This window comes from Streptomyces niger (assembly GCF_000718305.1).
Lineage (GTDB): Bacteria > Actinomycetota > Actinomycetes > Streptomycetales > Streptomycetaceae > Streptomyces > Streptomyces niger.
Genome location: NZ_JOFQ01000010.1, coordinates 21,756 through 45,908 on the forward strand (window position 1 = coordinate 21,756; position 24,153 = coordinate 45,908).

Annotated in this window: 20 protein-coding genes and 1 pseudogene; 15 read left to right on the plus strand and 6 right to left on the minus strand. The window is 72.1% G+C overall.

Going from position 1 to position 24,153, the window contains the following annotated elements; all coding sequences use genetic code 11:
• Positions 1–164: 164 nt before the first annotated feature.
• From sfnG to IF20_RS20380, 14 genes are all read left to right on the plus strand, one after another.
• Positions 165–1,304, plus strand: coding sequence for a dimethylsulfone monooxygenase SfnG (gene sfnG, locus IF20_RS20315; RefSeq protein ID WP_052866683.1), 1,140 nt, complete (start codon positions 165–167; stop codon positions 1,302–1,304).
• On the plus strand, positions 1,301–2,539 hold the full coding sequence (locus IF20_RS20320) for an acyl-CoA dehydrogenase family protein (RefSeq protein ID WP_052866684.1): 1,239 nt from the start codon (positions 1,301–1,303) through the stop codon (positions 2,537–2,539). The genes sfnG and IF20_RS20320 overlap by 4 nt, the downstream gene beginning before the upstream one ends.
• Positions 2,540–2,698: 159 nt before the next feature.
• A complete protein-coding gene (gene ssuE, locus IF20_RS20325) occupies positions 2,699–3,250 on the plus strand; it encodes an NADPH-dependent FMN reductase (RefSeq protein WP_052866685.1) in 552 nt (183 codons plus the stop codon).
• A complete protein-coding gene (locus IF20_RS20330; protein ID WP_052866686.1) occupies positions 3,247–4,437 on the plus strand; it encodes an SfnB family sulfur acquisition oxidoreductase in 1,191 nt (396 codons plus the stop codon). Before ssuE ends, IF20_RS20330 begins: the two co-directional genes overlap by 4 nt.
• Positions 4,438–4,508: 71 nt before the next feature.
• Positions 4,509–7,460 (plus strand): glycoside hydrolase family 2 TIM barrel-domain containing protein, encoded by a 2,952-nt coding sequence (locus tag IF20_RS20335; RefSeq protein WP_052866687.1) that lies wholly within the window; start codon positions 4,509–4,511, stop codon positions 7,458–7,460.
• A 13-nt stretch (positions 7,461–7,473) separates the two neighbouring features.
• Positions 7,474–8,394: a homocysteine S-methyltransferase gene (gene mmuM, locus IF20_RS20340; protein ID WP_052866688.1), complete on the plus strand. Its 921-nt coding sequence runs from the start codon at positions 7,474–7,476 to the stop codon at positions 8,392–8,394.
• A gap of 183 nt (positions 8,395–8,577) precedes the next feature.
• The gene (locus tag IF20_RS20345) at positions 8,578–9,375 is read left to right on the plus strand and encodes a basic amino acid ABC transporter substrate-binding protein (protein ID WP_052866689.1); all 798 of its coding nucleotides are present in this window, start codon (positions 8,578–8,580) and stop codon (positions 9,373–9,375) included.
• A gap of 34 nt (positions 9,376–9,409) precedes the next feature.
• Complete coding sequence (locus IF20_RS20350; RefSeq protein ID WP_052866690.1) at positions 9,410–10,195, plus strand: amino acid ABC transporter permease; 786 nt, start codon at positions 9,410–9,412, stop codon at positions 10,193–10,195.
• Positions 10,196–10,200: 5 nt separating this feature from the next.
• On the plus strand, positions 10,201–11,043 hold the full coding sequence (locus IF20_RS20355; RefSeq protein WP_052866810.1) for an amino acid ABC transporter ATP-binding protein: 843 nt from the start codon (positions 10,201–10,203) through the stop codon (positions 11,041–11,043).
• Positions 11,044–11,201: 158 nt separating this feature from the next.
• Positions 11,202–12,167 (plus strand): acetylxylan esterase, encoded by a 966-nt coding sequence (locus IF20_RS20360; RefSeq protein ID WP_052866691.1) that lies wholly within the window; start codon positions 11,202–11,204, stop codon positions 12,165–12,167.
• A 79-nt stretch (positions 12,168–12,246) separates the two neighbouring features.
• Complete coding sequence (gene xylB / locus IF20_RS20365; protein WP_052866692.1) at positions 12,247–13,677, plus strand: xylulokinase; 1,431 nt, start codon at positions 12,247–12,249, stop codon at positions 13,675–13,677.
• 276 nt (positions 13,678–13,953) lie between these two features.
• Positions 13,954–15,387, plus strand: a complete 1,434-nt coding sequence (locus tag IF20_RS20370) for a family 2B encapsulin nanocompartment shell protein (RefSeq protein ID WP_052866693.1) — start codon at positions 13,954–13,956, stop codon at positions 15,385–15,387.
• 146 nt (positions 15,388–15,533) lie between these two features.
• A complete protein-coding gene (locus IF20_RS20375; protein WP_052866811.1) occupies positions 15,534–16,949 on the plus strand; it encodes a family 2B encapsulin nanocompartment shell protein in 1,416 nt (471 codons plus the stop codon).
• A gap of 354 nt (positions 16,950–17,303) precedes the next feature.
• Positions 17,304–17,930, plus strand: coding sequence for an N-acetylmuramoyl-L-alanine amidase (locus IF20_RS20380; protein ID WP_052866694.1), 627 nt, complete (start codon positions 17,304–17,306; stop codon positions 17,928–17,930).
• 22 nt (positions 17,931–17,952) lie between these two features.
• On the opposite strand, the gene IF20_RS20385 is transcribed toward IF20_RS20380, so the two are convergent.
• Positions 17,953–18,795, minus strand: a complete 843-nt coding sequence (locus tag IF20_RS20385) for a phosphatidylinositol-specific phospholipase C/glycerophosphodiester phosphodiesterase family protein (RefSeq protein ID WP_234426749.1) — start codon at positions 18,793–18,795, stop codon at positions 17,953–17,955.
• Between the two features lie 198 nt (positions 18,796–18,993).
• On the opposite strand from IF20_RS20385, the gene IF20_RS20390 reads away from it, so the two are divergent.
• Complete coding sequence (locus tag IF20_RS20390) at positions 18,994–20,205, plus strand: phosphodiester glycosidase family protein (RefSeq protein WP_052866813.1); 1,212 nt, start codon at positions 18,994–18,996, stop codon at positions 20,203–20,205.
• A 48-nt stretch (positions 20,206–20,253) separates the two neighbouring features.
• On the opposite strand, the gene IF20_RS20395 is transcribed toward IF20_RS20390, so the two are convergent.
• From IF20_RS20395 to IF20_RS20415, 5 genes and pseudogenes are all read right to left on the minus strand, one after another.
• Entirely contained in the window at positions 20,254–20,448 is a 195-nt protein-coding gene (locus IF20_RS20395; protein ID WP_052866695.1) for a hypothetical protein, read from the minus strand.
• A 189-nt stretch (positions 20,449–20,637) separates the two neighbouring features.
• Complete coding sequence (locus IF20_RS20400; RefSeq protein ID WP_052866696.1) at positions 20,638–21,303, minus strand: ABC transporter ATP-binding protein; 666 nt, start codon at positions 21,301–21,303, stop codon at positions 20,638–20,640.
• Positions 21,296–22,238 (minus strand): annotated as a pseudogene (locus IF20_RS20405) (ABC transporter ATP-binding protein). The gene IF20_RS20400 and the pseudogene IF20_RS20405 overlap by 8 nt, the downstream one beginning before the upstream one ends.
• A gap of 62 nt (positions 22,239–22,300) precedes the next feature.
• Complete coding sequence (locus IF20_RS20410; protein ID WP_052866697.1) at positions 22,301–23,176, minus strand: ABC transporter permease; 876 nt, start codon at positions 23,174–23,176, stop codon at positions 22,301–22,303.
• The gene (locus tag IF20_RS20415; protein WP_199896693.1) at positions 23,169–24,125 is read right to left on the minus strand and encodes an ABC transporter permease; all 957 of its coding nucleotides are present in this window, start codon (positions 24,123–24,125) and stop codon (positions 23,169–23,171) included. Before IF20_RS20415 ends, IF20_RS20410 begins: the two co-directional genes overlap by 8 nt.
• Between the last annotated feature and the right edge of the window lie 28 nt (positions 24,126–24,153).

Here is a 24,153-nt window from a genome sequence, read left to right on the forward strand (position 1 = left end):
CCTGCCTGCGCGCCGGACACCTTTCCGCGCAGCCCTGCCACGCATTCGACATGCGCATTCTCCGCACAAGAAATGCGCCGGCAATTCCGTCTGCTCGGAATATTTTTTTCTCGCAACACCGCACCCCGATCCCCCCTGCCCTTTTCCACCCCCGGAGTTCTTCCATGTCCGCATCCGAACAAGTTCCACAGCCCGCCGGGGACCCGGCGCGGTTCGCCTACTGGGTGCCCAACGTCAGTGGTGGCCTGGTCACCAGCACCATCGAGCAGCGCACCGACTGGGGTTACGAGTACAACCGCAAGCTCGCCCGGCTCGCCGAGGACAACGGCTTCGAGTACGCGCTGAGCCAGGTCCGCTACATGGCCAGCTATGGCGCCGAGAACCAGCACGAGTCCACCTCGTTCAGTCTGGCGCTGCTGCTCGCCACCGAGCGCCTGAAAGTCATCGCAGCGGTCCACCCCGGGCTGTGGCACCCGGGTGTGCTTGCCAAGTTCGGGGCCACAGCCGACCACCTCTCCGGTGGCCGGTTCGCCGTCAACGTCGTCAGCGGCTGGTTCAAGCAGGAGTTCACCGCGCTCGGTGAGCCGTGGCTGGAGCACGACGAGCGGTACCGGCGCGCGGAGGAGTTCATCCGCGCCCTGCGCGCCGTGTGGACCGAGGACCACGCCGAGCTGGCCGGGGACTTCTACCGGATCCGGGACTTCTCGCTGAAGCCGAAGCCCCTGAACACCGCCGATCGGCCGCACCCGGAAATCTTCCAGGGCGGCAACTCCACAGCGGCCCGCGCGATGGCCGGCCGGGTCTCCGACTGGTACTTCAGCAACGGCAAGGACTTCGACGGAGTCACCGAGCAGCTCACCGACGTCCGTACGGCCGCCGAGGCCGCCGGCCGTACGGCCCCGAAATTCGGCCTGAACGGCTTCCTGATCGCCCGGGACACCGAGAAGGAGGCCCGGGAGGTCCTGCGCGAGATCGTCGCCAAGGCGGACAGTGAGGCGGTTCGCGGCTTCGGCCGGGCCGTCCAGCAGGCGGGCAGCTCCACCGCCGACGGCAAGGGCATGTGGCAGGACTCCTCGTTCGAGGACCTCGTGCAGTACAACGACGGGTTCCGTACGGGGCTGATCGGCACCCCGGAGCAGATCGCCGAGCGCATCGTGGCCTACAAGAGGCTCGGCGTGGACCTCTTCCTGCTCGGCTTCCTGCACTACCTGGAGGAGGTCGAGTACTTCGGCGAGCGGGTGCTGCCGCTCGTGCGTGAACTGGAAGTCCAGGACGAGAACCGCACCGAAGGAGTACTGGTATGAGCACCGCCGCACACACCGACTGGCAGCACCGTCCCACGCCGGCCACTCCCGAGGCGTGGATCGACCGCGCCGCCGAGGTCGCCGCCGTCCTCGCGACCGACGCGGCCGCCCGGGACCGGGCCGGCGCCACCCCGTACGAGGAGGTCCGGCTGCTCAAGGACTCGGGACTGGTCACCCTGCTGGGGCCGACCGAGCACGGCGGGGGCGGCCAGGACTGGCCGACCGCATACCGAGTGATCCGCGAGGTCGCCAAGGCCGACGGCTCCATCGGGCAGCTGCTCGGCTACCACTACCTGTGGAACTGGGCGGCCCGGCTGGTCGGCACCCGGGAGCAGTGGGAACACGTCGAGGCGGAGGCCGCCCGCAACCGCTGGTTCTTCGGGGGCGCCGTCAATCCGCGCGACAACGACGTCGCCGTACGGGACGAGGGCGACACGCTGACGTTCACCGGCCGGAAGTCCTTCTCCACCGGGAGCAAGGTCTCCGACGTCACCGTGCTCGAGGGCGTCCTGGAGGGCAGCATCACCCCCGACAACCCCGAGGGCGACCATGTCTTCGCCATCGTGCCGTCCGACAGCGCGGGCCTGACCTTCCACGACGACTGGGACAACATCGGCCAGCGGCTCACCGAGAGCGGCAGTGTGTCGATCGACGAGGTACGCGTCCCCTGGAGCGCGGCGGCTGGGTACATCGACAAGTCGTTCCAGCGACGTGTCTACAACACACTCAACGTGCCCACGATCCAGCTCGTGTTCGCGCACTTCTACCTGGGCATCGCGGCCGGCGCCCTGGAGACCGCGCGCACCTACACCCGTACGAAGTCCCGCTCCTGGCTGCACGGGGGCCACGACCAGGCCGTCGACGAGCCGTACGTGATCGACGTCTACGGGGACCTGACGGCGAAGCTGTGGGCGGCCGAGGCGCTGGCCGACCAGGTCGCCGAGGAGGGGTGGGAGCTGCACTCGGACCCCGATGCGGTGACCGAGCAAGCCCGGGGAGAGCACGAGGTACGCGTCGCCGCCGTGAAGGCGCGGGCCACGGACGTGGCCCTGGAGGTGGCGAACCGGATATTCGAAGTCACCGGCGCCCGGTCCACGGCCACCACCGAGGGCCTGGACCGCTTCTGGCGCAACATCCGTACCCACACCCTTCACGACCCCGTCGCCTACAAGCGCCGTGAGGTCGGCCGCTTCGTACTCACGGGTGAGCTGCCGCAGCCCACCTGGTACTCGTAACGGGCCATCCGCTCGCCTTCGGGGTGCGCGGGCTCTCTCGTGCCCGTGGGTCCGCGCACCCCGTAGGACCGCTCCCGCTCGGTACTCGTGCCTGCGCACCACCGCATGTCCCGCACCACCACACATTCCGCACCGCCACACACTCCGAGGTGAATCCCGATGGCCACCGTGCTGTCCCTCTCCGGCAGCCCCTCTCCCACTTCCCGTACGGCGCGACTACTGCGCCACCTCGACGCCACGCTCGTCGCGCAGGGACACGAGGTGATCCCGCTGGACGTCCGGACGCTGCCCGCCGAGGCACTGCTCGGCGCGGACTTCGCACACCCGGCGATCGTCCGGGCGGCCCGGCTCGTCGAGCGCGCCGACGGCATCGTGGTCGGCACGCCCATCTACAAGGCCGCGTACTCGGGGCTGCTGAAGTCGCTCCTCGACCTGCTGCCCCAGTACGCGCTGGCCGGGAAGACGGTGCTGCCGCTGGCGACCGGCGGATCCACCGCGCACGTCCTCGCGATCGACTACGCGCTGCGGCCCGTGCTGTCCTCCATGGGCGCTTCGCACATCGTGCCGGGCTGGTTCGTCCTGGACCGCGACATCACCGTGCAGGAAGGCGGCGGGGTCCACGTGGCACCGGAGACGCGCGAGGCGCTGGACGGTGTGCTCGGCCAGTTCGCGGCGGCGCTGGACCGCACGCCCTTGCGAGTGGCGGCATGACCGGCACCGCCCATGTGATCGCCGACGACGCCGAGGCGCTGGCGGTCGCGGCCGAACTGGCGGCGGAGTTCCGCACCGGCGCGGCCCGTCGGGACGCCGAGCGCCGGCTCCCGCGGCCCGAGCTGGACCGGCTGTCCGACAGCGGCCTGCTCGGCATCACCGTGCCCCGTGAGCACGGTGGCGCCGAGGTGTCGGCCGAAACGCTCGCCGGGGTCTTCCGGCTGCTGGCCGCCGCGGACGCGAGCCTGGCGCAGATCCCGCAGAGCCACTTCGTGTACGTGGCGGTGCTGCGCCGCCAGGGCGACGCGGAGCAGCGGAAGTTCTTCTTCCAGGAGGTCATGGCCGGGCGGCGGCTGGGCAACGCGCAGTCCGAGGCGGGCACCAAGCACGTGCAGGACATCCGTGCCCGGCTCGTCCCGCAGCCGGACGGCTCGCACGTCCTGGAGGGCACCAAGCACTACTCCACGGGCGCGCTGTTCGCGGACTGGATCCCCGTACTGGCCCGCGGCGCCGACGAGGAGCTGTACGTCGCCTACGTGCCCCGGCACGCCCCCGGCGTGACGGTGGTGGACGACTGGGACGGCATGGGGCAGCGGACCACCGCCAGCGGCACGGTGCGACTGGAGTCCGTGCTGGTGCCGCGCGACCGTGTGGTGCCGCACCACCTCACCTTCCGCGGTCCGCAGCTGCACGGCGCACTCGCACAGTTGCTGCACGCGGCGATCGACACCGGGATCGCCGAGGGGGCGCTCGCGGAGGCGGTGGAGTTCGTACGCGTCAAGAGCCGCCCGTGGTTCGAGAGCGGGCTGAAAACGGCGGCGGAGGACCCGCTGCTCATCCAGCAGTTCGGCGAGCTGGCGCTGGCCGTGCGGGCGGCGGGTGCGCTGCTCTCCGAGGCCGCGCGCACGGTCGACGCGGCGGCCGGTGACCTCACCGACGACAGCGCCGCAGCGGCGTCGATCGCGGTGGCCGCCGCGAAGGTGCAGGCCGCCCGCGCCGCGGTGGACGCCGGCAGCGCGCTCTTCGAAGCGGCCGGTACCCGCGCGGCCCTGAACGGGCTGAACCTGCACCGGCACTGGCGGGACGCGCGTACGCACACGTTGCACGACCCGGTCCGCTGGAAGGTGCAGCACATCGGCCGGTACGTACTGAACGGCACCCGGCCGCCCCGGCACGGCCTCCTCTGAACGGCGGGCGCTCCCCCGGTGAACACGCGGATGTGGTCGCATTCGGAGGGCGCGCGTGCTTCGCTGACGGCATGGTGTCGTACGAGGAAAACGTGCAGCAGGACGAAGCGCATTCCGACGGAGACGTGCCGTACTACGAAGACGTGTCGCCGGGGAGCGGCGTCCTGCCGCCCGTCGCGTGGCTGCCCGGGTCGGACGCCCGGCGACTGTCGCTGAACGGGACCTGGCGGTTCCGGCCGTCGCCGACGGCGACCACTGAGGACGAGAGCTTCGCCCGCCCCGAGTACGACGACTCGGCGTGGGCCGGCCTGGCCGTGCCCGGGCACTGGGTACTTCAGGGGCACGGCGCCCCGGCCTACACGAACACCGGCTATCCCTTCCCCGTGGACCCACCTCGGGTGCCGGACGAGAATCCCACCGGTGACCACCGGTACGCGTTCGAGCTGCCGGCGGACTGGCCGGCGGGCGCCACCGTGCTGCGCATCGGTGGCGTCGAGTCCTGCGCCCGAGTGTGGCTGAACGGTACGGAGCTGGGCCACTTCAAGGGCAGCAGGCTGCCGCACGAGTTCGAGGTGGGCGCACTGCTGCGCCCCGGGCCCAACGTCCTGGCCGTCCGGGTGCACCAATGGTCGTCCGGCTCGTACCTGGAGGACCAGGACCAGTGGTGGCTGCCCGGCGTCTTCCGGGAGGTGGAACTGCGCCAACGCCCCGAAGGCGCGGTGCGGGACGTCTTCGTGCACGCCGGGTACGACCACCGCACCGGGGACGGGACCCTTCGGGTGGACTGCGCTCCGGCCGGGCGGGTGACCGTGCCGGAACTGGGCCTGGACCTGGCCACCGGCGAGAGCGCAACGGTCCCCGTGGCGCCCTGGACGGCGGAGACGCCCCGGCTGTACGACGCAGAGCTGGCCACCCCCGGGGAGCGCGTGCGGCTGCGTATCGGGTTCCGCACCGTCGCGGTCGAGGACGGACTGCTGAAGGTCAACGGGCGGCGGCTGCTGCTGCGCGGCGTCAACCGGCACGAGTTCCACCCCGCGCACGGGCGGGCGCTGACCGCGGACGTCATGCGGCGCGATCTGCTGCTGATGAAGCAGCACAACATCAACGCCGTCCGCACCAGCCACTATCCGCCACACCCTGCCTTCCTGGAGCTCTGCGACGAGCTGGGGCTGTGGGTGGTCGACGAGTGCGATCTGGAGACGCACGGCTTCGCCCAGCAGGGCTGGCGGGACAACCCCGTCGACGACGAGCGGTGGACGCCGGCCCTGCTCGATCGGGCCCGCCGCATGGTCGAGCGCGACAAGAACCACCCGTCCGTCATCATGTGGTCGCTCGGCAACGAGTGCGGCACGGGACGCGGGCTCTCCGCGATGGCTGCGTGGATGCGGGAGCGCGACCCGTCCCGGCCGCTGCACTACGAAGGCGACCCCAGCTGTGCCGACACCGACGTCTACTCGCGGATGTACGCCGACCACGCGGAGGTCGAACGCATCGGCCGGCGAACGGAGGAGCCGCTGCGCGACGCGGCCCTGGATGCGCGGCGCCGCAGTCTGCCCTTCGTGTTGTGCGAGTACGCGCACGCCATGGGCAACGGGCCCGGCGGGCTGAGCGACTACCAACGGCTGTTCGAGACATACGAGCGCTGCCAGGGCGGCTTCGTGTGGGAGTGGATCGACCACGGGCTGCGCCAGGAGACCGCGGACGGCATCCCGTACCACGCGTACGGCGGCGACTTCGGGGAGGAGCTGCACGACGGCAACTTCGTGTGCGACGGGCTCGTGTTCCCGGAGCGCACGCCGTCGCCCGGGCTGGTCGAGTACAAGAAGGTCATCGAGCCGGTGCGCATCGAGGCGGTCGGTCCGGACACCGCGCCCGGAGCAGTGCGCGTCACCAATCTGCAGGACTTCGCGGACCTCTCGGCACTGGTCTTCCCATGGCGTTACGAGGTCGAGGGCCGGCCGGCCGCGGAGGGAACGCTCACGGTGCCGCCGCTGCTGCCCGGCGAGAGCGCCGAGCTGAAGCTGCCGCCGCCCGCCGACGGCCCGCCGGTCGGCGAGGCCCTGTGGACCGTACGGGCGGTGCTGGCCGAGGACACCGCCTGGGCCGCCGCCGGGCACGAGGTCGCGTGGGGCCAGCTGCCGGCCGGGCCGCGACCGGTACCGCGACCACTCACGTCGGCCGTGGCGCCGCGACGGGGCGAGGGCGGCACGATCGCGCTCGGTCCGGGCGTCTTCGACGCCGCCACCGGGGTTCTGAGCGGGTTCGACGGCCGGGCGGTGACCGGCCCGCGGCTGGACGTCTGGCGGGCGCCCACGGACAACGACGAGGGCGCGCCCTGGCAGCCGGGGCAGCGCTGCGGACCCGAGTGGCGGCGGATCGGCCTGCACCGGATGCGGCACCGTACGGACGCGGTGGTCGCGGACGGGGACGCGCTGATCGTCCGCACCAGGGTCGCGCCGGCCGCCACGGCACTCGGTTTCGGGGTGGTGCACCGCTGGATCTCGGACGGTGCGGCGCTGCGGGTGGAGGTGGCCGTGACGCCCGAAGGTGACTGGCCGGCCCCCTTGCCGCGGTTGGGCCTGCGGATGGGCGTGGACGGCGAGCTGAGCGCCGTGCGGTGGTTCGGTGGCGGTCCGGGTGAGGCGTACCCGGACACGTCCGCAGCGGCCCGCGTGGGCCGCTGGGCGCTGTCCGTCGACGAGCTCCAGACCCCGTACGTACGGCCGCAGGAGAACGGCGCGCGCATCGGCGTGCGATGGGCGGAGCTGAGGCGCCCGGACGGTACGGGGCTGCGCATCGAGGGAGAGCCGGACTTCTTTCTCACGGCCCGGCGGTGGACGACCGAGGAGCTGGACGCCGCCCGGCACACGCCCGACCTCGTGCCGGGCGACCGGGTGTGGCTGCACCTCGACCATGCGCAGCACGGGATCGGGAGCCAGTCGTGCGGTCCCGGGGTGCTTTCCCGCTACCGCCTCGACGCCGCGCCGGCCACGTTCGCCTTCACGTTCCGGCCGGCGGAATGACAGGCTTCCCCGTATGAGCACTACCTCCCACTCCTTCGTGACCGCCCTGGCCGACGGCCCCGTCGTCCTCGACGGCGGGCTGTCCAACCAACTGGAGTCGGCCGGGCACGACCTCAGTGACGAGCTGTGGTCGGCCCGGCTGCTCGCCGAACAACCGGAGGCGATCACCGCCGCGCACCAGGCGTACTACGAGGCGGGCGCCCGGGTCGCGATCACGGCCAGCTACCAAGCGACGTTCGAGGGGTTCGCGCGGCGCGGCATCGCTCGGGAGGCGGCGGCCGGGCTCCTGCGCCGCAGTGTGGAGTCGGCCCGGGAGGCCGCCCGGCGCGCCATGGAGAACGGCGTGCCGGCTCCCCTGTATGTCGCGGCCTCCGCCGGCCCGTACGGCGCGATGCTCGCGGACGGCTCGGAGTACCGCGGCCGGTACGGGCTCAGCGTCGAGGAGTTGGAGCGGTTCCACCGGCCGCGGCTGGAGGAGCTGGCGGCGGCGGAGCCGGACGTACTGGCGCTGGAGACGGTGCCGGACGCGGACGAGGGCCGGGCGCTGGTGCGCGCGGTGCGGGGGCTCGGGGTGCCGGCCTGGCTTTCGTACAGCATCGAGGGCGGTCGGACGCGGGCCGGGCAGCCGCTGGAGGAGGCCTTCGCGCTCGCGGCCGAGGCGCCGGAGATCGTGGCCGTGGGGGTCAACTGCTGCGTGCCGGAAGACGCGGACGCGGCGGTGGAGACGGCGTCGCGGGTGACCGGCAAGCCCGTCGTGGTCTACCCGAACAGCGGTGAGGAGTGGGACGCACAGGCGCGTGCGTGGCGCGGGCACGCGACGTTCACGGCGGAGCGGGTGACGGCGTGGGCGACGGGCGGCGCACGCCTCATCGGTGGCTGCTGCCGCGTGGGCCCCGACTCCGTCGCCGCCCTCGCGGGCCTCCTCACGCCCTGATCCTCCCGTGCCTCGCAACGGCCCCGCCCGTATGCGGCGGGGCCGTTGCGCGTGCGTCACGGATCAAGGTCGTTATGCAGACGCAACCCTCTCGGCGGAGACAGCGGACACGGCCGGTGGCAGGATGCAGCGCAACTCACCGTCAGCAGCCTGCTGTTGATCTTCACCTTCCCTGGAGGACCGGTGTCAGCTCGCTCGTCGCTGCCTGTCATAGCCGCCGTCGCGGCCGTCGCTCTGGCGGCCGGCTGCACCAGCACCAAGTCCGAGGGGAACCAGGGGTCCGGGTTGCAGCTGGTGTCCAAGGGGACGCTCAAGACCTGCACACACCTGCCGTACGCGCCCTTCCAGGTGAAGAAGGGCGGCGAGATCGTCGGATTCGATGTGGACCTGGTCGACCTCGTGGCCAAGGACATGAAGGTCGAGCAGGAGGTCGTCAACACCCCCTTCGAGGGCATCGAGACCGGCCAGGACTTCAATATTCGCAAGTGCGACCTGGCCGCGGCGGGCATGACGATCACGCCCGAGCGCAAGAAGGTCATGGACTTCTCCGACCCGTACTTCAACGCCACGCAGGCGCTGATCACGAAGAAGGGCAAGCCCTACAAGAAGTTCGAGGACCTCAAGGGCCACAAGCTGGGCTACCAGAAGGCCACCACCGGCGGCATCTACGCCAAGAAGCACGCGGGCAAGGACGTGGACCTCGTGGAGTACGAGGACCTCGGGCTGCTGCTCACCGCGGTGAAGACCGGCAAGGTGGACGCCGGCATCATGGACAACGGCGTACTGCTCGACTACGTCAAGTCCAACCCCGACACCGAGGTCACCGCCGAGTTCGACACGGGTGAGCACTACGGGATCGCGGTGCGCAAGGGCAACGATGCGCTGCTGAAGCAGGTCAACGCGTCGCTCAAGAAGGCCAGGTCGAACGGCAGTTACGACCGCATCTACAAGAAGTGGTTCGGTACCGCGCCGCAGAGCTGATCCCCGCCGCCCACCACTGAGGAGCTCTGCCCGCATGCCCCTGACCAAACGGCAGCGGACCCGAGTGGTCCGTGGATCGCAGTACGCCCTTCTGGTCCTCGTCGTGATCGTCGTCGCGCTGGTCGCCGACTGGGGCCGGCTGCAACGGGCCTTCTTCGACGTCGGCATCGTGGCCGACCTGTTCCCCGAAGTCCTCACCACCGCGCTGGTCAACACGGTGCTCTACACCCTGCTGGGCTTCGGTTTCGGACTGGTGGCCGGGCTCCTGCTGGCGCTGATGCGGCTCTCTTCGGTGCCGCCGTACCGCTGGATCGCCGTCACGTACATCGAGTTCTTCCGGGGCGTGCCCGCCCTTCTGGTCTTCATCGCGCTGGGCTTCGGAGTGCCGCTCGCCTTCGAGATGGCGCTGGACCAGTACGTGACCGTGATGCTCTCCCTGGGGCTGGTCGGCGCCGCCTACATGGCGGAGACCATCAGGGCGGGCATCCGGGCCGTGCCCAAGGGGCAGACCGAGGCGGCCCGCTCGCTGGGCATGTCGCACGGCCGGGCGATGCTCTCCATCGTCATCCCGCAGGCGTTCCGCATCGTCCTGCCGCCGCTCACCAACGAGCTGATCCTGCTGACCAAGGACTCCTCACTGGTGTACCTGCTGGGGCTCTCGCTCGGCCAGTACGAGCTGGCCAACTTCGGCCGGGACGCGCTCAACGAGTACAAGAGCCTGACCCCGATCCTGGTGGCGGGCCTGCTCTACCTCGTCATCACCCTCCCGCTCGGCCACCTGGTCCGGCGACTCGAAGCCCGTACCGCGAAGGCCAGGTGACCGGCATGACGACAGATACGGCGAAGACCGGCCGGGCACCGGCCGCCGGGGACCCGACCGCCATCGCGGTCACCGGGCTGCACAAGGCCTTCGGCGACCTCGAAGTGCTCAAGGGCATCGACTTCACGGTGCGGCGCGGCGAGGTGGTGTGCGTCATCGGGCCCTCGGGATCGGGCAAGTCGACGCTGCTGCGCTGCGTCAACCTGCTGGAGGAGCCCACCTCGGGAACGGTCGTGGTGGCCGGTACCGAGGTCACCGACCCGGACGTGGACATCGACCGGGTGCGGCGCCGGATCGGGATGGTCTTCCAGTCCTTCAACCTCTTCCCGCACCTGACCGCGCTGGAGAACCTGACGATCGCCCAGCAGCGCGTACTGCGCCGGGACAAGGCCGAGGCGGAGCGGATCGCGCGGGCGAACCTGGCGCGCGTCGGGCTCAGCGACAAGGAGCGCTCCTACCCCGCCCAGCTCTCCGGGGGCCAGCAGCAGCGGGTGGCCATCGCCCGCGCACTGTCCATGGATCCGGAGCTGATGCTCTTCGACGAGCCGACCTCCGCGCTCGACCCGGAGCTGGTGGGCGACGTGCTCGCCGTCATGCGCTCGCTCGCCGACGAAGGCATGACCATGCTCGTCGTCACGCACGAGATGAGCTTCGCGCGGGAGGTCGCCGACCGGGTGGTTTTCATGGACGGCGGGGTGATCGTCGAGGAGGGACCACCGGACCGCGTGGTGGGCGCCCCGCAGCACGAGCGGACGCGTACCTTCCTGGCCCGCGTGCTGGACCCCGCGGCGGCCGAGGTCGGCGAGGTCGCCGATGCCGGTCCGGAAGGCAAGCGAGTGGACCGCTGAGCCGCGTGGACGACTCGGGTGAGCCCCTGGGACCGCCGAGGCCCTGCGGGCGGCTGAGGCGACCTCCTGGACCGGTCGCGCCGGTTCGGGGTCGGACCGGCCGCTGCCGGGGCATGGTGTCCGGTGATCGGTTTTCCCCGAGCCTCAGGAGCCCGCCGGTGTTCCGCGACATGCCCCTCGAAGACCTGCGTACCTACCGTCCCGACCGGCCCGAACCGGCCGGCTTCGACGCCTTCTGGCAGCGCACTCTCAAAGAGGCGCGTACTTTCCCCCTCGATGCGCGCTTCACCGCCGTCGACGTGGGCCTGGACCTGTTCGACACCTACGACCTGGAGTTCTCCGGGTTCGGCGGGCACCGTGTCCGCGGCTGGTTCCTCGTGCCGCGCGGTGCGGGCCGGCCGCTCCCCTGCGTCGTGCGGTACCTGGGCTACGGGGGCGGGCGCAGCCTGCCGCACGACTGGCTGCTCTGGCCGGCCGCCGGGTACGCCACCCTCGTGATGGACCCTCGGGGCCAGACCGGCCCCAATCGGTCCGGGGACACCCCCGACCCGGTGGGCTCCGACAATCCGTCCGTCGGCGGCATGATGACGCGGGGTGTGCTCGACCCCGACGCGTACTACTTCCGCCGGCTCTACACGGACGCCGTACGGGCCGTGGAGGCGGCCCGCGAGCACGCGGCGGTGGACCCGGACCGGATCGTCGTGGAGGGCAACAGCCAGGGCGGCGCGCAGGCGCTGGCGGTGGCGGGGCTGGTGCCGGGACTCGCCGCCGCACTGGTGCGGGTGCCGTTCATGGCCCACATCCGGCGCGCCGTGGAGGTGGCCGAGACCGGCCCGTACACCGAGCTGGCCGCGTACTTCGCCGGGGAGCGGCTGCACGTCGACACCGCCCTGGACACGCTGGACCACTTCGACGTGCTGAACTTCGCCGCACGCGCGGAGGCGCCCGCGCTCTTCGGTACGGGCCTGGCCGACACCGTCACGCCGGCGTCCACCGGCTTCGCCGCGTACCACCACTACGCGGGCCCGAAGGACCTTCGGGTGTGGCGGTTCAACGGCCACGAAGGCGGCGGGACGCACCATCAGGCGGACGAGATCATGTACGTACGGGAGCTGTTCGCATGAGGCCGCGTCCGCGGGGCCACGAAGGAGCGGCGGGCTCAGGACACCTGAAGGACCTCAAGGACCTTAAGGAGGAGCGGCGATGAGCGCGTGGGGAGCGGGTCCTCTGGTGGTCGGCGTGGACAGTTCCACGCAGTCGACCAAGGTGGTGGTCGTGGACGCGGCCACAGGAGAGGTCGCGGCACGGGGCCAGGCACCGCACACCGTCACCGCCGGGACCGGCAAGGAGAGCGACCCCGAGGAGTGGTGGGAGGCGCTCGGTCGGGCGCTGGCGGCCTGCGGTGACGCGGCACGGCAGGCGTCCGCCGTCTCCGTCGCGGGCCAGCAGCACGGGCTGGTGACACTGGACGCGGCCGGGCGCCCGGTGCGACCGGCGCTGCTGTGGAACGACGTACGGCCGGCACCGCAGAGCCGCCGCCTGATGGAAGAGCTGGGCGGCCCGGAGGGCTGGGCGGAGCGGGTGGGCAGTCTGCCGGGCCCGGCGTTCACGGTGTCCAAGTGGGCCTGGCTGCGCGACCGGGAGCCGGCGGCGGCGCGTGCCACCACTGCGGTACGCCTGCCGCACGACTACCTCACCGAGCGGCTCACCGGCGAAGCCGTCACCGACCGCGGGGACGCCTCGGGAACGGGCTGGTGGTCCTCGGCCACCGGGTCCTACGACGCGGACGTTCTCGGTCATGTGGGGCTGCGTACGGAGATGCTGCCCAGGGTGGCGCGCCCCGGTGAAGCGGCCGGGACCGTACGGCCCGATGCGTTGCCGCTGTCGCGCGGCACCCTCGTGGCGGCCGGTACGGGCGACAACATGGCGGCGGCACTCGGCCTCGGGCTGCGCCCCGGGCACCCGGTGATCAGCCTCGGCACTTCGGGGACGGTGTACGCGGTGACCGGCCGGCGCCCGGCCGACCCGACCGGTACGGTCGCGGGTTTCGCTGACGCGCGCGGCGACTGGCTGCCGCTGGCCTGCACCCTGAACTGCACGCTGGCGGTGGACCGGATGGCGGCGCTGCTGGGCCGGGACCAGGAGGCCGTGGAGCCGGGCGGCGCGGCGGTGGTGCTGCCGTTCCTGGACGGCGAGCGCACGCCAAACCTTCCGGACGCCACGGGCCTGCTGCACGGGCTGCGGCACGACACCAGGGGCGGGCAGGTGTTGCAGGCCGCGTACGACGGCGCGGTCTTCGCACTGCTCCGGGCGCTGGACCTGGTGGCGGGGCCAGAAACGGCGGCGGACGAGGCGCTGCTGCTGATCGGTGGCGGGGCGCGCGGCCGGGCCTGGCGGGACACCGTGCGGCGGCTGTCGGGGCGGCCCGTGGTCGTGCCGGCCGAGGGCGAGTTGGTGGCGCTGGGCGCGGCGGCCCAGGCGGCGGGGCTGCTGCTGGGCGAGGACCCGGCGGCGGTGGCGCGCCGTTGGGGAACGGGCCGCGGCGAGCGGCTCGAAGCGGTGGAGCGGGACGCGGTGGCGTGGGAGCGGCTGGCGGGCACCCTCACGGCGGCGGGGCCGCTCTTCGGAGCCTGAGGACGCCGAGCACGAAGGGCGGCGTGCCGCGCCGCCCTTCGTGCATGCGGGCCCCTCGCCCCTCAAAGCTGTGCGTGCAGCCGCCTTCGTGCGTGCCGTCGCACGCCAGCGCATCATTGCGACCCAACCGGCCGGTGCGCGCCCGACGATGCAGCTATTCCGGCGAGCCTTTCCACTCAATTCCTATTTCATGCCACTCATTTGAGGGATTGTGTAGATAAAATCAGTGCGACTACCTTCTCTGTTCGGCGGATAGGCCGATTTCAACTTCCAGAGATGGGTGGGGCAGCTGTGACGGTTCCGGAAGAAACACTCTCCGACGCCGCAGGCGAAAGCCAGAATACGAACCCGACCAGTCTGGCCACGACTGCCGCGCGCAATCTGGCGACCACCACCAAGACCGTGCCACAGATGCAGAACATCACCTCGCGGTGGCTGCTGCGTCTGCTGCCCTGGGTAGAGGTGTCCGGCGGTACGTACCGGGTCAACCGGCGCCTGACCTATGCCGTCGGGGACGGGCACATCGAGTTCGCCTCGGAGGGCGGGGACCTGCGCGTCATCCCCGACGAGCTGCGCGAGCTGCCCGTACTGCGGAACTTCACGGACCGCGAGGTGCTCGGCGCGCTGGCCGACCGGTTCGAGCGACAGCAGTACGCAGCGGGTGACGTGATCGCCGAGGCCGGGAGCCCCGCCGACCGCGTCGTGCTCGTCGCGCACGGCAGGGTGGACCGGATCGGCGCGGGCAAGTACGGCGACGAGACCGTGCTCGGCGCGCTGGCCGGCGGCGACCATCTCGGTGACGAGCCGTTCACCGCGTCGGACGCGACCTGGCAGTTCACCTACCGCGCGGTGACCCGGGTGACCGTCCTGATCCTGCCCGGTGCCGCGTTGGCCGAGGTCCGGGACCGTTCGGAAGGGCTACGGGACCACCTCGAAGCGCAGCGGTCCGGCGCCCCGGCGCCGCACAACGAGAGCGGCGAGGCGGCCATAAAGATCGCTTCGGGCCACAGCGGCGAGCCCGTCCTGGACAGCACGTTCGTGGACTACGAGCTCAAGCCGCGGGAGTACGAGCTGAGCGTGGCGCAAACCGTGCTGCGCACGCACACCCGCGTCGGGGATCTGTACAACGACCCGATGAACCAGGTCGAGGAGCAGCTGCGGCTGACCATCGAGGCGCTGCGCGAGCGGCAGGAACACGAGATGGTCAACAACCGCGAGTTCGGGCTGCTGCACAACGCCGACCCGCGCCAGCGGATCCCCACCCGCGGCGGCCCGCCCACCCCTGACGACCTGGACGAACTCCTCTCCACCGTGTGGAAGGAGCCGTCCTTCCTGCTGGCCCACCCCAAGGCCATCGCGGCCTTCGGGCGCGAGTGCAGCAAGCGTGGCCTGTATCCGACGGCCGTGGACTTCATGGGCCACTCCCTGCCGTCGTGGCGCGGGGTGCCGATCTTCCCCAGCGGCAAGATCCCGGTCAGCGCGGACAACACCACCTCCTTCATGGTGATGCGTACCGGCGAGGAGCGTCAGGGCGTCGTCGGGCTGCATCAGACCGGAATTCCCGATGAATACCAGCCAGGCCTCTCCGTTCGTTTCATGGGCGTCGACGACAAGGCCGTTCTGAACTACCTCGTGAGTGCTTACTACTCCGCGGCCGTCCTGGTCCCGGACGCACTCGGAATTCTCGACGACGTGTCCATCGGCCACTGAGCGAGTAATTCCGGCCAGCGGGGCACGCATTTCAGCCGCCGTATGGCACATCCCGGGGGACGGTACCCCGCCGAATGCCGCCCGCCCCGCCGGGCGGTCCTTCGGCCGCACGTTTCACACTGGCACAGGAATAGGTGAGCATCTCCATGACCACTCCGCTCGACCCGACGTCCGGCCTCGACGACTCCGCGAACGAACAGGCCCGGTCGAGCCTCGCCACGGCGGCGGCCCGGAATCTGGCGACCACGACCAAGACCGTCCCGCAGATGCAGGGGATCTCCTCCCGCTGGCTGCTGCGTGTCCTGCCCTGGACGGAGGTCTCCGGCGGTACGTACCGGGTGAACCGGCGGCTCTCCCACACCCTCGGCGACGGCCGGGTGGAGTTCACCAGCACCGGCAGCGAGGTCAGCGTCATCCCCGTCGAGTTGCGGGAACTGGCACCGCTGCGCGGGCTCACCGACCAAGCCGCGCTGGAGGCTCTGGCCGGCCGCTTCGAGCAGCGCGACTTCACCCCCGGCGACGTGCTCATCGAGCGCGGCACGCCCACCGACCAGGTCGTACTGATCGCGCACGGCAAGCTGGAGCGGGTGGGCGAGGGGAAGTACGGCGACGACACGGTGCTCGGTGTGCTCGCCGACGGCGACCACGCAGGTGCCACAGCGCTGCTCTCCGGGGACGGCACCTGGGAGTACACCGTCCGCGCGGTCACCCGGGGCACCGCGCTGGTGCTGCCGCGCTCCGCGTACGAGGAGGTGGCGGACCGGTCCGACGCGCTGCGCAGCCACATCGAGCAGTTCCGCGACGCGCTGATCCCGGCGCAGAACAAGCACGGCGAGGCGGCCATCGAGGTGGCGTCCGGCCACGTCGGTGAGCCGCAGCTGCCGGGCACCTTCGCGGATTACGAGCTGAAGCCGCGGGAGTACGAACTCAACGTCGCGCAGACGGTGCTGAAGATTCACACCCGGGTCGCCGACCTGTACAACGACCCGATGAACCAGCTGGACCAGCAGCTGCGGCTGACGGTCGAGGCGCTGCGCGAGCGGCAAGAGCACGAAATGATCAACAACAAGGAGTTCGGCCTGCTGCACAACGCCGATCTCAAGCAGCGCATCCACACCCGCTCCGGCCCGCCCACCCCGGACGACCTGGACGAGCTGATCTCCCGCCGCCGGAAGACGCAGGTCCTGCTGGCGCACCCGCGCACCATCGCGGCCATCGGCCGGGAGTGGAACGCCCGCGGCATCTACCCCACAGGCGTGGAGTTCGGCGGCCAGGAGGTACGGGCCTGGCGCGGCATTCCGCTGCTGCCCTGCAACAAGATCCCGGTCAATCCCGACCAGACCAGCTCGATCATCGCCATGCGACTGGGCCAGGAGAACCAGGGCGTGGTGGGCCTGCACCAGACGGGCCTGCCGGACGAGTACCAGCCCGGTCTGTCGGTGCGCTTCATGGGCATCAACGAGCAGGCGGTCATCAAGTACTTGGTCAGCGCGTACTTCTCGGCAGCCGTGCTGGTGCCGGACGCGCTGGGCGTCCTGGAGGACGTCGAGATCGGGCACTGAGGGGCCCGCCGGTCCCTGCGGGCGGTGCGGTGCCACGCAGGGACCGGACACCTCTCCGTACGCGCCTCATGGCGAGGAGGCCCCCTTCGGAGTGTGACGGCGATGACGCCCCGGGCGGCCATCGCCGTTCTCCTGTGGTGGCGACGGTGCGGACGGAGCGGGGGCCGGACGACGGCGGAAGTTTTTGCGCCGTTATTGGTCGAGCCATTGGCGTACCGGGAAGAACCTTGGCAGTGGGCGTGCGGTTCCGCATGATGGCGGAGCCGCATGTTCATGACATCACGCCGTGGCGCGTGAGCCATGGCAGGTACGCGAGCTTCCCCCTCCCCCCATGGTCCTCAGGCAGGAGATCGCATGCAGCACGACATCCCCCGGCCGTCCCGCCGCAGACTGCTCACCGGTGCCGCCGCCGCTGCCGCGGCCGCCGCCCTCCTCCCCCTCGGCACCGGCTCGGCGCACGCCGCCCCCCACCGCGCCGGCAGAGCGCCGCGCGCCTACCCCGACGTGCACTGGACCCCGGCCGCCGGCGCCAACTTCACCGCGGCCGACCGCCCGACGCAGTACGGGATCGACACGGTCATCGTGCACGTCACGCAGGAGACGTACGCCGACACCGTGAAGATCTTCCAGAACCCGAAGAAGGGGGTCTCGGCGCACTACTGCGTGCGTTCGGCCGACGGGTACATCGGTCAGTTCGTGCGCGAGGACGACGTCGCCTGGCACGCGGGCAACTGGGGCTACAACACCCGCAGCATCGGCATCGAGCACGAAGGCTGGGTGGACCAGCCGCAGTGGTTCACCGCCGCGATGTACGAGCAGTCGGCGCTGCTCACGGCCGCGGTCTGCGCGCGGTACGGCATACCGGTCGACCGCGAGCACATCATCGGCCACGTCGAAGTGCCCGGGACCGACCACACGGACCCGGGCCCCTACTGGGACTGGGCGCGCTACATGAGTTTGGTGAAGGCGTCCTTCCGGTAATCGGCGGCCACGCCTTCGGGCGTCACCGACCGGCCGCGCGGAGGAAGCGCTCCAGCCCGGCCAGGTCGTCGGTGTTGAGGTGGTCCACGTCCGCCGCGAGCAGTTCCCGCCACACGGCCTCGCGTGCGGGGCCCGGTGCGTCGGGCGTGGCCCAGAAGCGCAGCCGCCGTCCCTCCCCGTGGGCGGCGGCCACGATCCGGCGCAGTTCGGCGCGCTCGGCCGCGGGCACGGTCCCGACGCCGACCCAGTCGAACCGCTCGGACCAGTTCGCGGAGACCAACGGGACGAACGACGCGGGCGCGGCGGTGCCCAGATCGGTGAGCCGGCCGTCGTAGAAAGCGCGGCGTACCCGTTCCGCCGCCATCGGCCCGCGGGCCCCGCGGTCGCCCGAGACCACGGCGGTGACGGCGCGCGTACGGACCCGGCCCGCCGCGCAGACGCTGAGGATCGGCGCGTACGGCCGGAGGCGGCGGGCCAGCTCCTGGTAGGTCGGCGCGCCCGCGGTCTTGAGGTCGACGAGCAGTTGCAGGGACAGCCCATGGCCGCGGAAGACCGTGCCGCCGTTGGCCGCGACCAGCGGCCGCAGCGGATCGAGGTACAGCGCTTCCAGGGTGCGTCGCGGGTCCAGGTCCGCCTCCTCGTGGGCGACCAGCAGCCGGCCGTCCACGAGCCAGACGTCGGCCTCCACACTGCCGAAGCCGTGGTCCAGCGCGTCGAACAGCGGACGGTCGTGCGCGTAGTCGTTGTGGGCGTGCGCCCGGCGCAGCGGTGCCTGGCCACGCTCCGCCGTCCGGTGCGGACCCGTGCCACGGGCGGCGGCCGGCGGCACCGCCCCCGCCAGCAGAGCGGCGCATAGCGACGCCACGGCGCTTCTGCGCGTGAACGGGCCGGCGCCGGTGTACGAACGACTGCGCAGGGACGGATTTATCGGAACGGAGTGATTCATGACATCTCCGGGATTCCCGATGGCTTCGGTCGGTGGTGTACTTCGTTGGCCCAAAGGACAGTTGGCGTGACAACTGGGGTGATCGTGAAGCAGCGTTTCGGTCGTGTTCGCGCGGTGATGACGGTTCTGGTGGCGGCCGGCTTGCTGGCCGGCGGAGGGGTGGCGGGCGGCGGGAGCGCCGCCGCCTCGGCGGACGTGCTCCGGACGGGCCGGGCGGCCCCGGCGGCGTCCGGGGTGACGTATCGGCAGTTCTCGATGGCGGTACCGCGCGGCGTCGCACGCGGCCATCTGCTGACGGTGGACCTGGCGAGACCGGGCGTCTCGGTCGGCCTGCTGTACGCGGGTGCGGTCGGGGCGCGGAAGGCGGTCTCCGCGATGGCCGGGGCGCAGGGCGCGGTGGCCGGGGTGAACGGTGACTTCTTCAACATAACGGAGACTCAGCATCCGGGCGTCGAGGCGACGGGCGCCTCCGTGGGGCCCGCGATCGACGCCGGGCGGCGGCTGAAGTCGGCGGTGCCGGACGGGCAGCGGTTCGGGCCGGCGCTGCCACCCGGCACGACGACCCGGGACGTGCTCGCGGTGGGCGCCGACCGGCGGGCCCGGCTGGACCGGCTGTCCCTGTGGGGCTCGGTGGCCACGCCGGACGGGACGATTCCGCTGCGTGGGCTGAATCTCTACGCGCTGCCGGTCGAAGGCATCGGCGCGTACACGTCGCAGTGGGGCACCACGTCGCGGGTCCGCGCCACCTGCGGTACGGACACCGAGCGGGCGGCGCCGTGCAGTACGGACACCACGGAGGTCACGGTGCGTCGCGGCCGGGTCGAGAAGGTCGCGGACACGCCGGGGAGCGGCGGGGTGGTCGCGGGCACGACCGTGCTGGTCGGCCGCGAGGAAGGGGCGCGGCAGCTGCGGAAGTTGTCGGTGGGCGAACGGGTACGGGTCACCGATCGGCTGGTGGGGCAACGGCCGGGGACGCCGCGGTTCGCGGTGGGCGGCTTCCCGATCGTGCGGGACGGTGCCCCGCTCCCCGGTCTCGACACCGTCGCGTCGGCGGTGCGGACCGCGGCGGGCATCGGAGCCGGCGGTCGTGTGCTGTACCTGCTCGCGCTGGACGGCACGAAGGGGAACGCCGGGCTGACGATCGGCGAACTCGCCGGGTTGCTGCAGCGGGTCGGGGCCCGGGACGCGATGAACCTGGACGGCGGCGGGTCCTCGACGCTGGTCCTACGTGAACCGGGAAGCGCAGCGGCGACCGTGCGCAATCATCCCTCGGGCGGCGCTGAGCGACCGGTACCGAACGGGATCGGGGTGTTCGCGCGGCAACCCTGACCGTGCCCGGCCCGCACCCGTGAGCGGCGGCCCTGAGGAGTGCTCCCCTCAGGGCCGTACGCTGCTGACCAGGTCGGCGGCGCCGGACAGACCGTTGCTGATGTCCGGGGCGAGGCTGCTGCCGGCCAGGAAGAAACCGAGCAGCATGCACACGATGGCGTGCGGCACCTTCAGCTGGCCGCTGCGCAGGAAGACAACGGCGAGCACGACGAGCAGCAGGACGACTGAGATCGAAATGGCCATGGCGAACCTCCCTCGGTGGCCCGAACGGGCCATCTCACCGCCGCCAGTTTGGCGTATTTCGCGCCCTTCACCCCGCCGTCGGACGTCCGCCGAACGGGTGATCACTGCGGGTCACCGGACGGCCGCGGGGCCCGCCGGGGCTCCGGAGGCGCTCCCGGCCGGGGGCGTGCGGGTGAGGTCAGGCACCGCTCAGGAGGCGTCGCGCGTCAGCAACTCCCAGCGGACCGTGCGGTTGCACCACCGTTCCAGCAGCACCCGGTCGTGGCCCACGGCCAGCAGGCCCGCGCCGGTCATGCTCCGGTACTCCTCCACCACCGCGACCAGCGCGGCCGTGGTGGAGGCGTCCAGCATCGCGGTCATCTCGTCGCAGATCAGCCAGCGTGGCCGGAGGATCAGGGCCCGGGCTAGACAGGCGCGTTGCAGCTGGCCGTCGCTGACCTCGTGCGGGCGGCGGCCGAGGAGTTCGGGGCTCAGACCCACCCGCGGCACCAGTTCGGCGAGCCGCTCGGCCGCCGCACCGCGCGGGCCGGCCGCGCGCAGCGGCTCGGCGATCAGGTCCGCGAGGCGCAGCCGGGGGTCGGCGGCGAGCCGGGGCTGCTGGAAGACGACGCCGAAGGCGGTGCGGAGTGTGCGCGGTGCGCGGTGCCGCCAGCCGGGCGCGGCCTGTCCGTCCACGACGACGCTGCCCCGTTCGGGCCGGTGCAGCAGGGCCGCGACCCTGGCGAGCGTGGACTTGCCGCAGCCGCTGGGACCGAGCAGCCCGACCGCCTCGCCGGGGGCCACGGCCAGGGAGACGTCGCGGACGACGGGCCTGCCGCGCTCGTAGCCGGCGGTGATGTCCGTCAGTTCAAGCATCGGCGGGCTCCTGTGCGCGGGCCTGCGCGTCCGTCGGTACGTAGTGGCAGGACACGCCGTCGATCGGCTCGGGGACGGCCTCGCAGGCGGCTGTGGCGTGCGGGCAGCGGGCGGCGAACGCGCAGCCGTCCGGGAGCGCGCCCAGCTCGGGCGGCTGCCCGGGGATGGGGGTGAAGGCGCGTTCGGGGAGCGCGTCGAGCAGACCGCGCGCGTACGGGTGCCGGGGGCCCGGGGCGCCGAAGAAGTCGGCGGCCGCGCCGAGTTCGACGATTCGCCCGGCGTACATCACGGCGACCCGGTCGGCGATCCGCTCCGCCGCCGCGAGGTCGTGCGTGATCATCAGCAACGCGCGCCCGTCCGCCGCGTGCCGGCGCAACTCGTCCACCGTACGGTCGACCAGGTCGCGGTCCAACCCGGTGGTCGGCTCGTCGGCGATCAGCAGCGGGGCCTCGCCGACCAGCGCGAGCGCCGTGGCCGCGCGCTGCGCGAGCCCCCCCGGAGAGCTGGTGCGGATACCGGTCCAGGTGGTCGACGGGGAAGGCCGCGCGCTCGGCTGCCCCCTCTGCGGCCGAGCGCAGTTCATGGCAGGAGACGTCCGTCAGCTCGCGGACGGTCTCCTCCAGTTGGGCCCGTACGGTGCGTACGGGCGTGAGGTGCGCGGCCGGGCTCTGCGGCACCAGGCCGGCCCGCCGGCCGCGCACGCTGCGGGCGAGTTCACGCTCGGAGGCGGTGAGCAGGTCGATGGCGGGCTGCGCGGCGGTGCCGGCGAGCCGCGCCGAGCCGGCCGTCCGCGCGTTGCCCGGGAGCAGGCCGAGCAGCGCGGAGGCCAGTACGGACTTGCCGCAGCCGCTCTCGCCGACCAGGGCCAGGCACTCGCCGGGCGCGAGGTCGAAGGAGGCGTCGGTGACGGCGGCGACGTGCCGGCCGCCGCGCATACGGAAGCGTACGGAGAGCCCGCGTACGGACAGCACGGCCCCGGGTGGTGCGTCTGCGGTGGTCACAGCATCAGCTCCGATCGGCGACGCGGGTCGAGCCGTTCCCGCCAGGCGCCCGCGAGGCCGGCGACGGCGAGGGTGGGCACGATGATGAACAGGCCGGGGAAGAGCGTGGGCCACCAGCCGCCCGCCAGCAGGGAGCTGCGCGCCGAGTTGACCATGATGCCGAGGCTCGCCTCGTGGGCGGGCAGGCCGAGGCCCAGGAAGGACAGCGCGGACTCGTGCCAGATGGCGTGCGGCACCATCAGGACGGCGGCCAGCCCGGCGCGTGGCAGTACGCCGGGGAGGAGGTGGCGTACGGCCACCCGCCACCGCGAGGCGCCTCCGGAGACCGCGGCGTCCACGAACGGCCGGCCGCGCAGCGAGAGCACCTCGGCCCGCACGATGCGCGCGGTGGACAGCCAGTGGGTGAGCCCCACCGAGATGATCACCGGCCAGACGCCGGGCCGGAACATCGCCACGATGAAGATGCCCAGCAGCAGGTGCGGTACGGACGAGAAGAGGTCGACGATGCGCATCACGGCCCGGTCCGCCCAGCCGCCGAGCGCACCCGCCAGCGCGCCGACCGCGGTGCCGAGGACCGTGGCGGTGAGCGCGGCGACCACACCGACCAGGAGGGAGACGCGCAGCCCGTAGACGCAGCGCAGCAGCAGGTCCCGGCCGACCTCGTCGGCACCGAAGGGGTGCGCGGGCGACGGCGGTTGCAGCTTGGCGGCCAGATCGACGGCCTGCGCGTCCATCGGGACGAGCGAGGGGACGAGCAGCACGGCGAGCAGGACGGCGGCCATGATGGCGGCCGAGGCGACGAGCCTCAGGGGGCGGTTGCCGCGGTCCCGTGCGGTACCGCGGCGCGCAGGGTGCCAGGTGAGCTCAGCCATCGAACGCCACCCTCGGGTCGGCGAGTCCGTACAGCAGGTCCGACAGCAGGTTCCCGATCAGCACCGCGGCCGTCGCCAGCACGGTCAAAGCGGCCAGCAGCGGGAAGTCGACACCGGTGGCCGCCTGGACGGTGGCCGCGGCGATGCCCGGCCAGCTGAAGACGGTCTCGACCAGCAGCGCCCCGGTGATCAGTTCGGGTACCCGGGAGCCGATCAGGGTGAGCACCGGCAGCAGGCCGCTGCGCAGTGCGTGCTGGAGCAGGACGGTGCGCTCGCGCAGGCCTCTGGAGCGCGCGCCGCGCACCGCATCCTCGGCCAGCGCGTCGCCGACCCCTTGGCGCACGTACAGCACGAACCACGGGAGCTGCGAGACGGCCAGCACGAGGGCGGGCAGGACCACGTGGCCGGCGATCTGGCCGGCGGTGGCGGTAGGGCTGCCGGTGTCGGTGAGGCCGCCGGCCGGCAGCACGCCGAGTTTCAGCGCGCACAGCCAGATGGCGAGCAGGCCGAGCCAGAAGGGCGGCGCGGCCTCCAGTGCGTACGCGGCGCCGGTCACCATGCGGTCGAACATGCCGCCGCGCCATCGTGCGGCGAGCACACCCAGTACGGTGCCGAGCAGGACGGCGACCACGAAGGCCAGCGTGCACAACAGGACGGACCAGCCGAGGCGTTCACCGATGACCTGGGAGACCGGGGCGCGCAGCGAGGCGGAGTCGCCGAGGTCGCCGGTGAGGGCGCCGGTCAGCCAGTCCCACCAGCGGGTGAGGAGCGGCTGGTCGACGCCGAGGTTGTGGCGGATCTGGTCGAGGTTCTCCTGGGACGCGGTCAGGCCCGCGGCCCCTGCGTACGCCTTGACCGGGTCGAACGGCGAGGCCGCCGCGATCGCGAACACCCCGAAGGTGACGGCGAGGAGGACCGGGACGGCGAGCAGCGCCCGCCGGCCGGTCATCCGCGCCATCGGCCCCCAGGGCAGGGAC

Excerpts from the sequence above, each read along its gene's own strand:
- sfnG (WP_052866683.1), top strand. The coding sequence starts at position 165 with ATGTCCGCATCCGAACAAGTTCCACAGCCCGCCGGGGACCCGGCGCGG.
- IF20_RS20320 (WP_052866684.1), top strand. The coding sequence starts at position 1,301 with ATGAGCACCGCCGCACACACCGACTGGCAGCACCGTCCCACGCCGGCC.
- ssuE (WP_052866685.1), top strand. The coding sequence starts at position 2,699 with ATGGCCACCGTGCTGTCCCTCTCCGGCAGCCCCTCTCCCACTTCCCGT.
- IF20_RS20330 (WP_052866686.1), top strand. The coding sequence starts at position 3,247 with ATGACCGGCACCGCCCATGTGATCGCCGACGACGCCGAGGCGCTGGCG.
- IF20_RS20335 (WP_052866687.1), top strand. The coding sequence starts at position 4,509 with ATGGTGTCGTACGAGGAAAACGTGCAGCAGGACGAAGCGCATTCCGAC.
- mmuM (WP_052866688.1), top strand. The coding sequence starts at position 7,474 with ATGAGCACTACCTCCCACTCCTTCGTGACCGCCCTGGCCGACGGCCCC.
- IF20_RS20350 (WP_052866690.1), top strand. The coding sequence starts at position 9,410 with ATGCCCCTGACCAAACGGCAGCGGACCCGAGTGGTCCGTGGATCGCAG.
- IF20_RS20355 (WP_052866810.1), top strand. The coding sequence starts at position 10,201 with ATGACGACAGATACGGCGAAGACCGGCCGGGCACCGGCCGCCGGGGAC.
- xylB (WP_052866692.1), top strand. The coding sequence starts at position 12,247 with ATGAGCGCGTGGGGAGCGGGTCCTCTGGTGGTCGGCGTGGACAGTTCC.
- IF20_RS20370 (WP_052866693.1), top strand. The coding sequence starts at position 13,954 with ATGGGTGGGGCAGCTGTGACGGTTCCGGAAGAAACACTCTCCGACGCC.
- IF20_RS20375 (WP_052866811.1), top strand. The coding sequence starts at position 15,534 with ATGACCACTCCGCTCGACCCGACGTCCGGCCTCGACGACTCCGCGAAC.
- IF20_RS20380 (WP_052866694.1), top strand. The coding sequence starts at position 17,304 with ATGCAGCACGACATCCCCCGGCCGTCCCGCCGCAGACTGCTCACCGGT.
- IF20_RS20390 (WP_052866813.1), top strand. The coding sequence starts at position 18,994 with ATGACGGTTCTGGTGGCGGCCGGCTTGCTGGCCGGCGGAGGGGTGGCG.
- IF20_RS20395 (WP_052866695.1), bottom strand. The coding sequence starts at position 20,448 with ATGGCCATTTCGATCTCAGTCGTCCTGCTGCTCGTCGTGCTCGCCGTT.
- IF20_RS20400 (WP_052866696.1), bottom strand. The coding sequence starts at position 21,303 with ATGCTTGAACTGACGGACATCACCGCCGGCTACGAGCGCGGCAGGCCC.
- IF20_RS20410 (WP_052866697.1), bottom strand. The coding sequence starts at position 23,176 with ATGGCTGAGCTCACCTGGCACCCTGCGCGCCGCGGTACCGCACGGGAC.
- IF20_RS20415 (WP_199896693.1), bottom strand. The coding sequence starts at position 24,125 with ATGACCGGCCGGCGGGCGCTGCTCGCCGTCCCGGTCCTCCTCGCCGTC.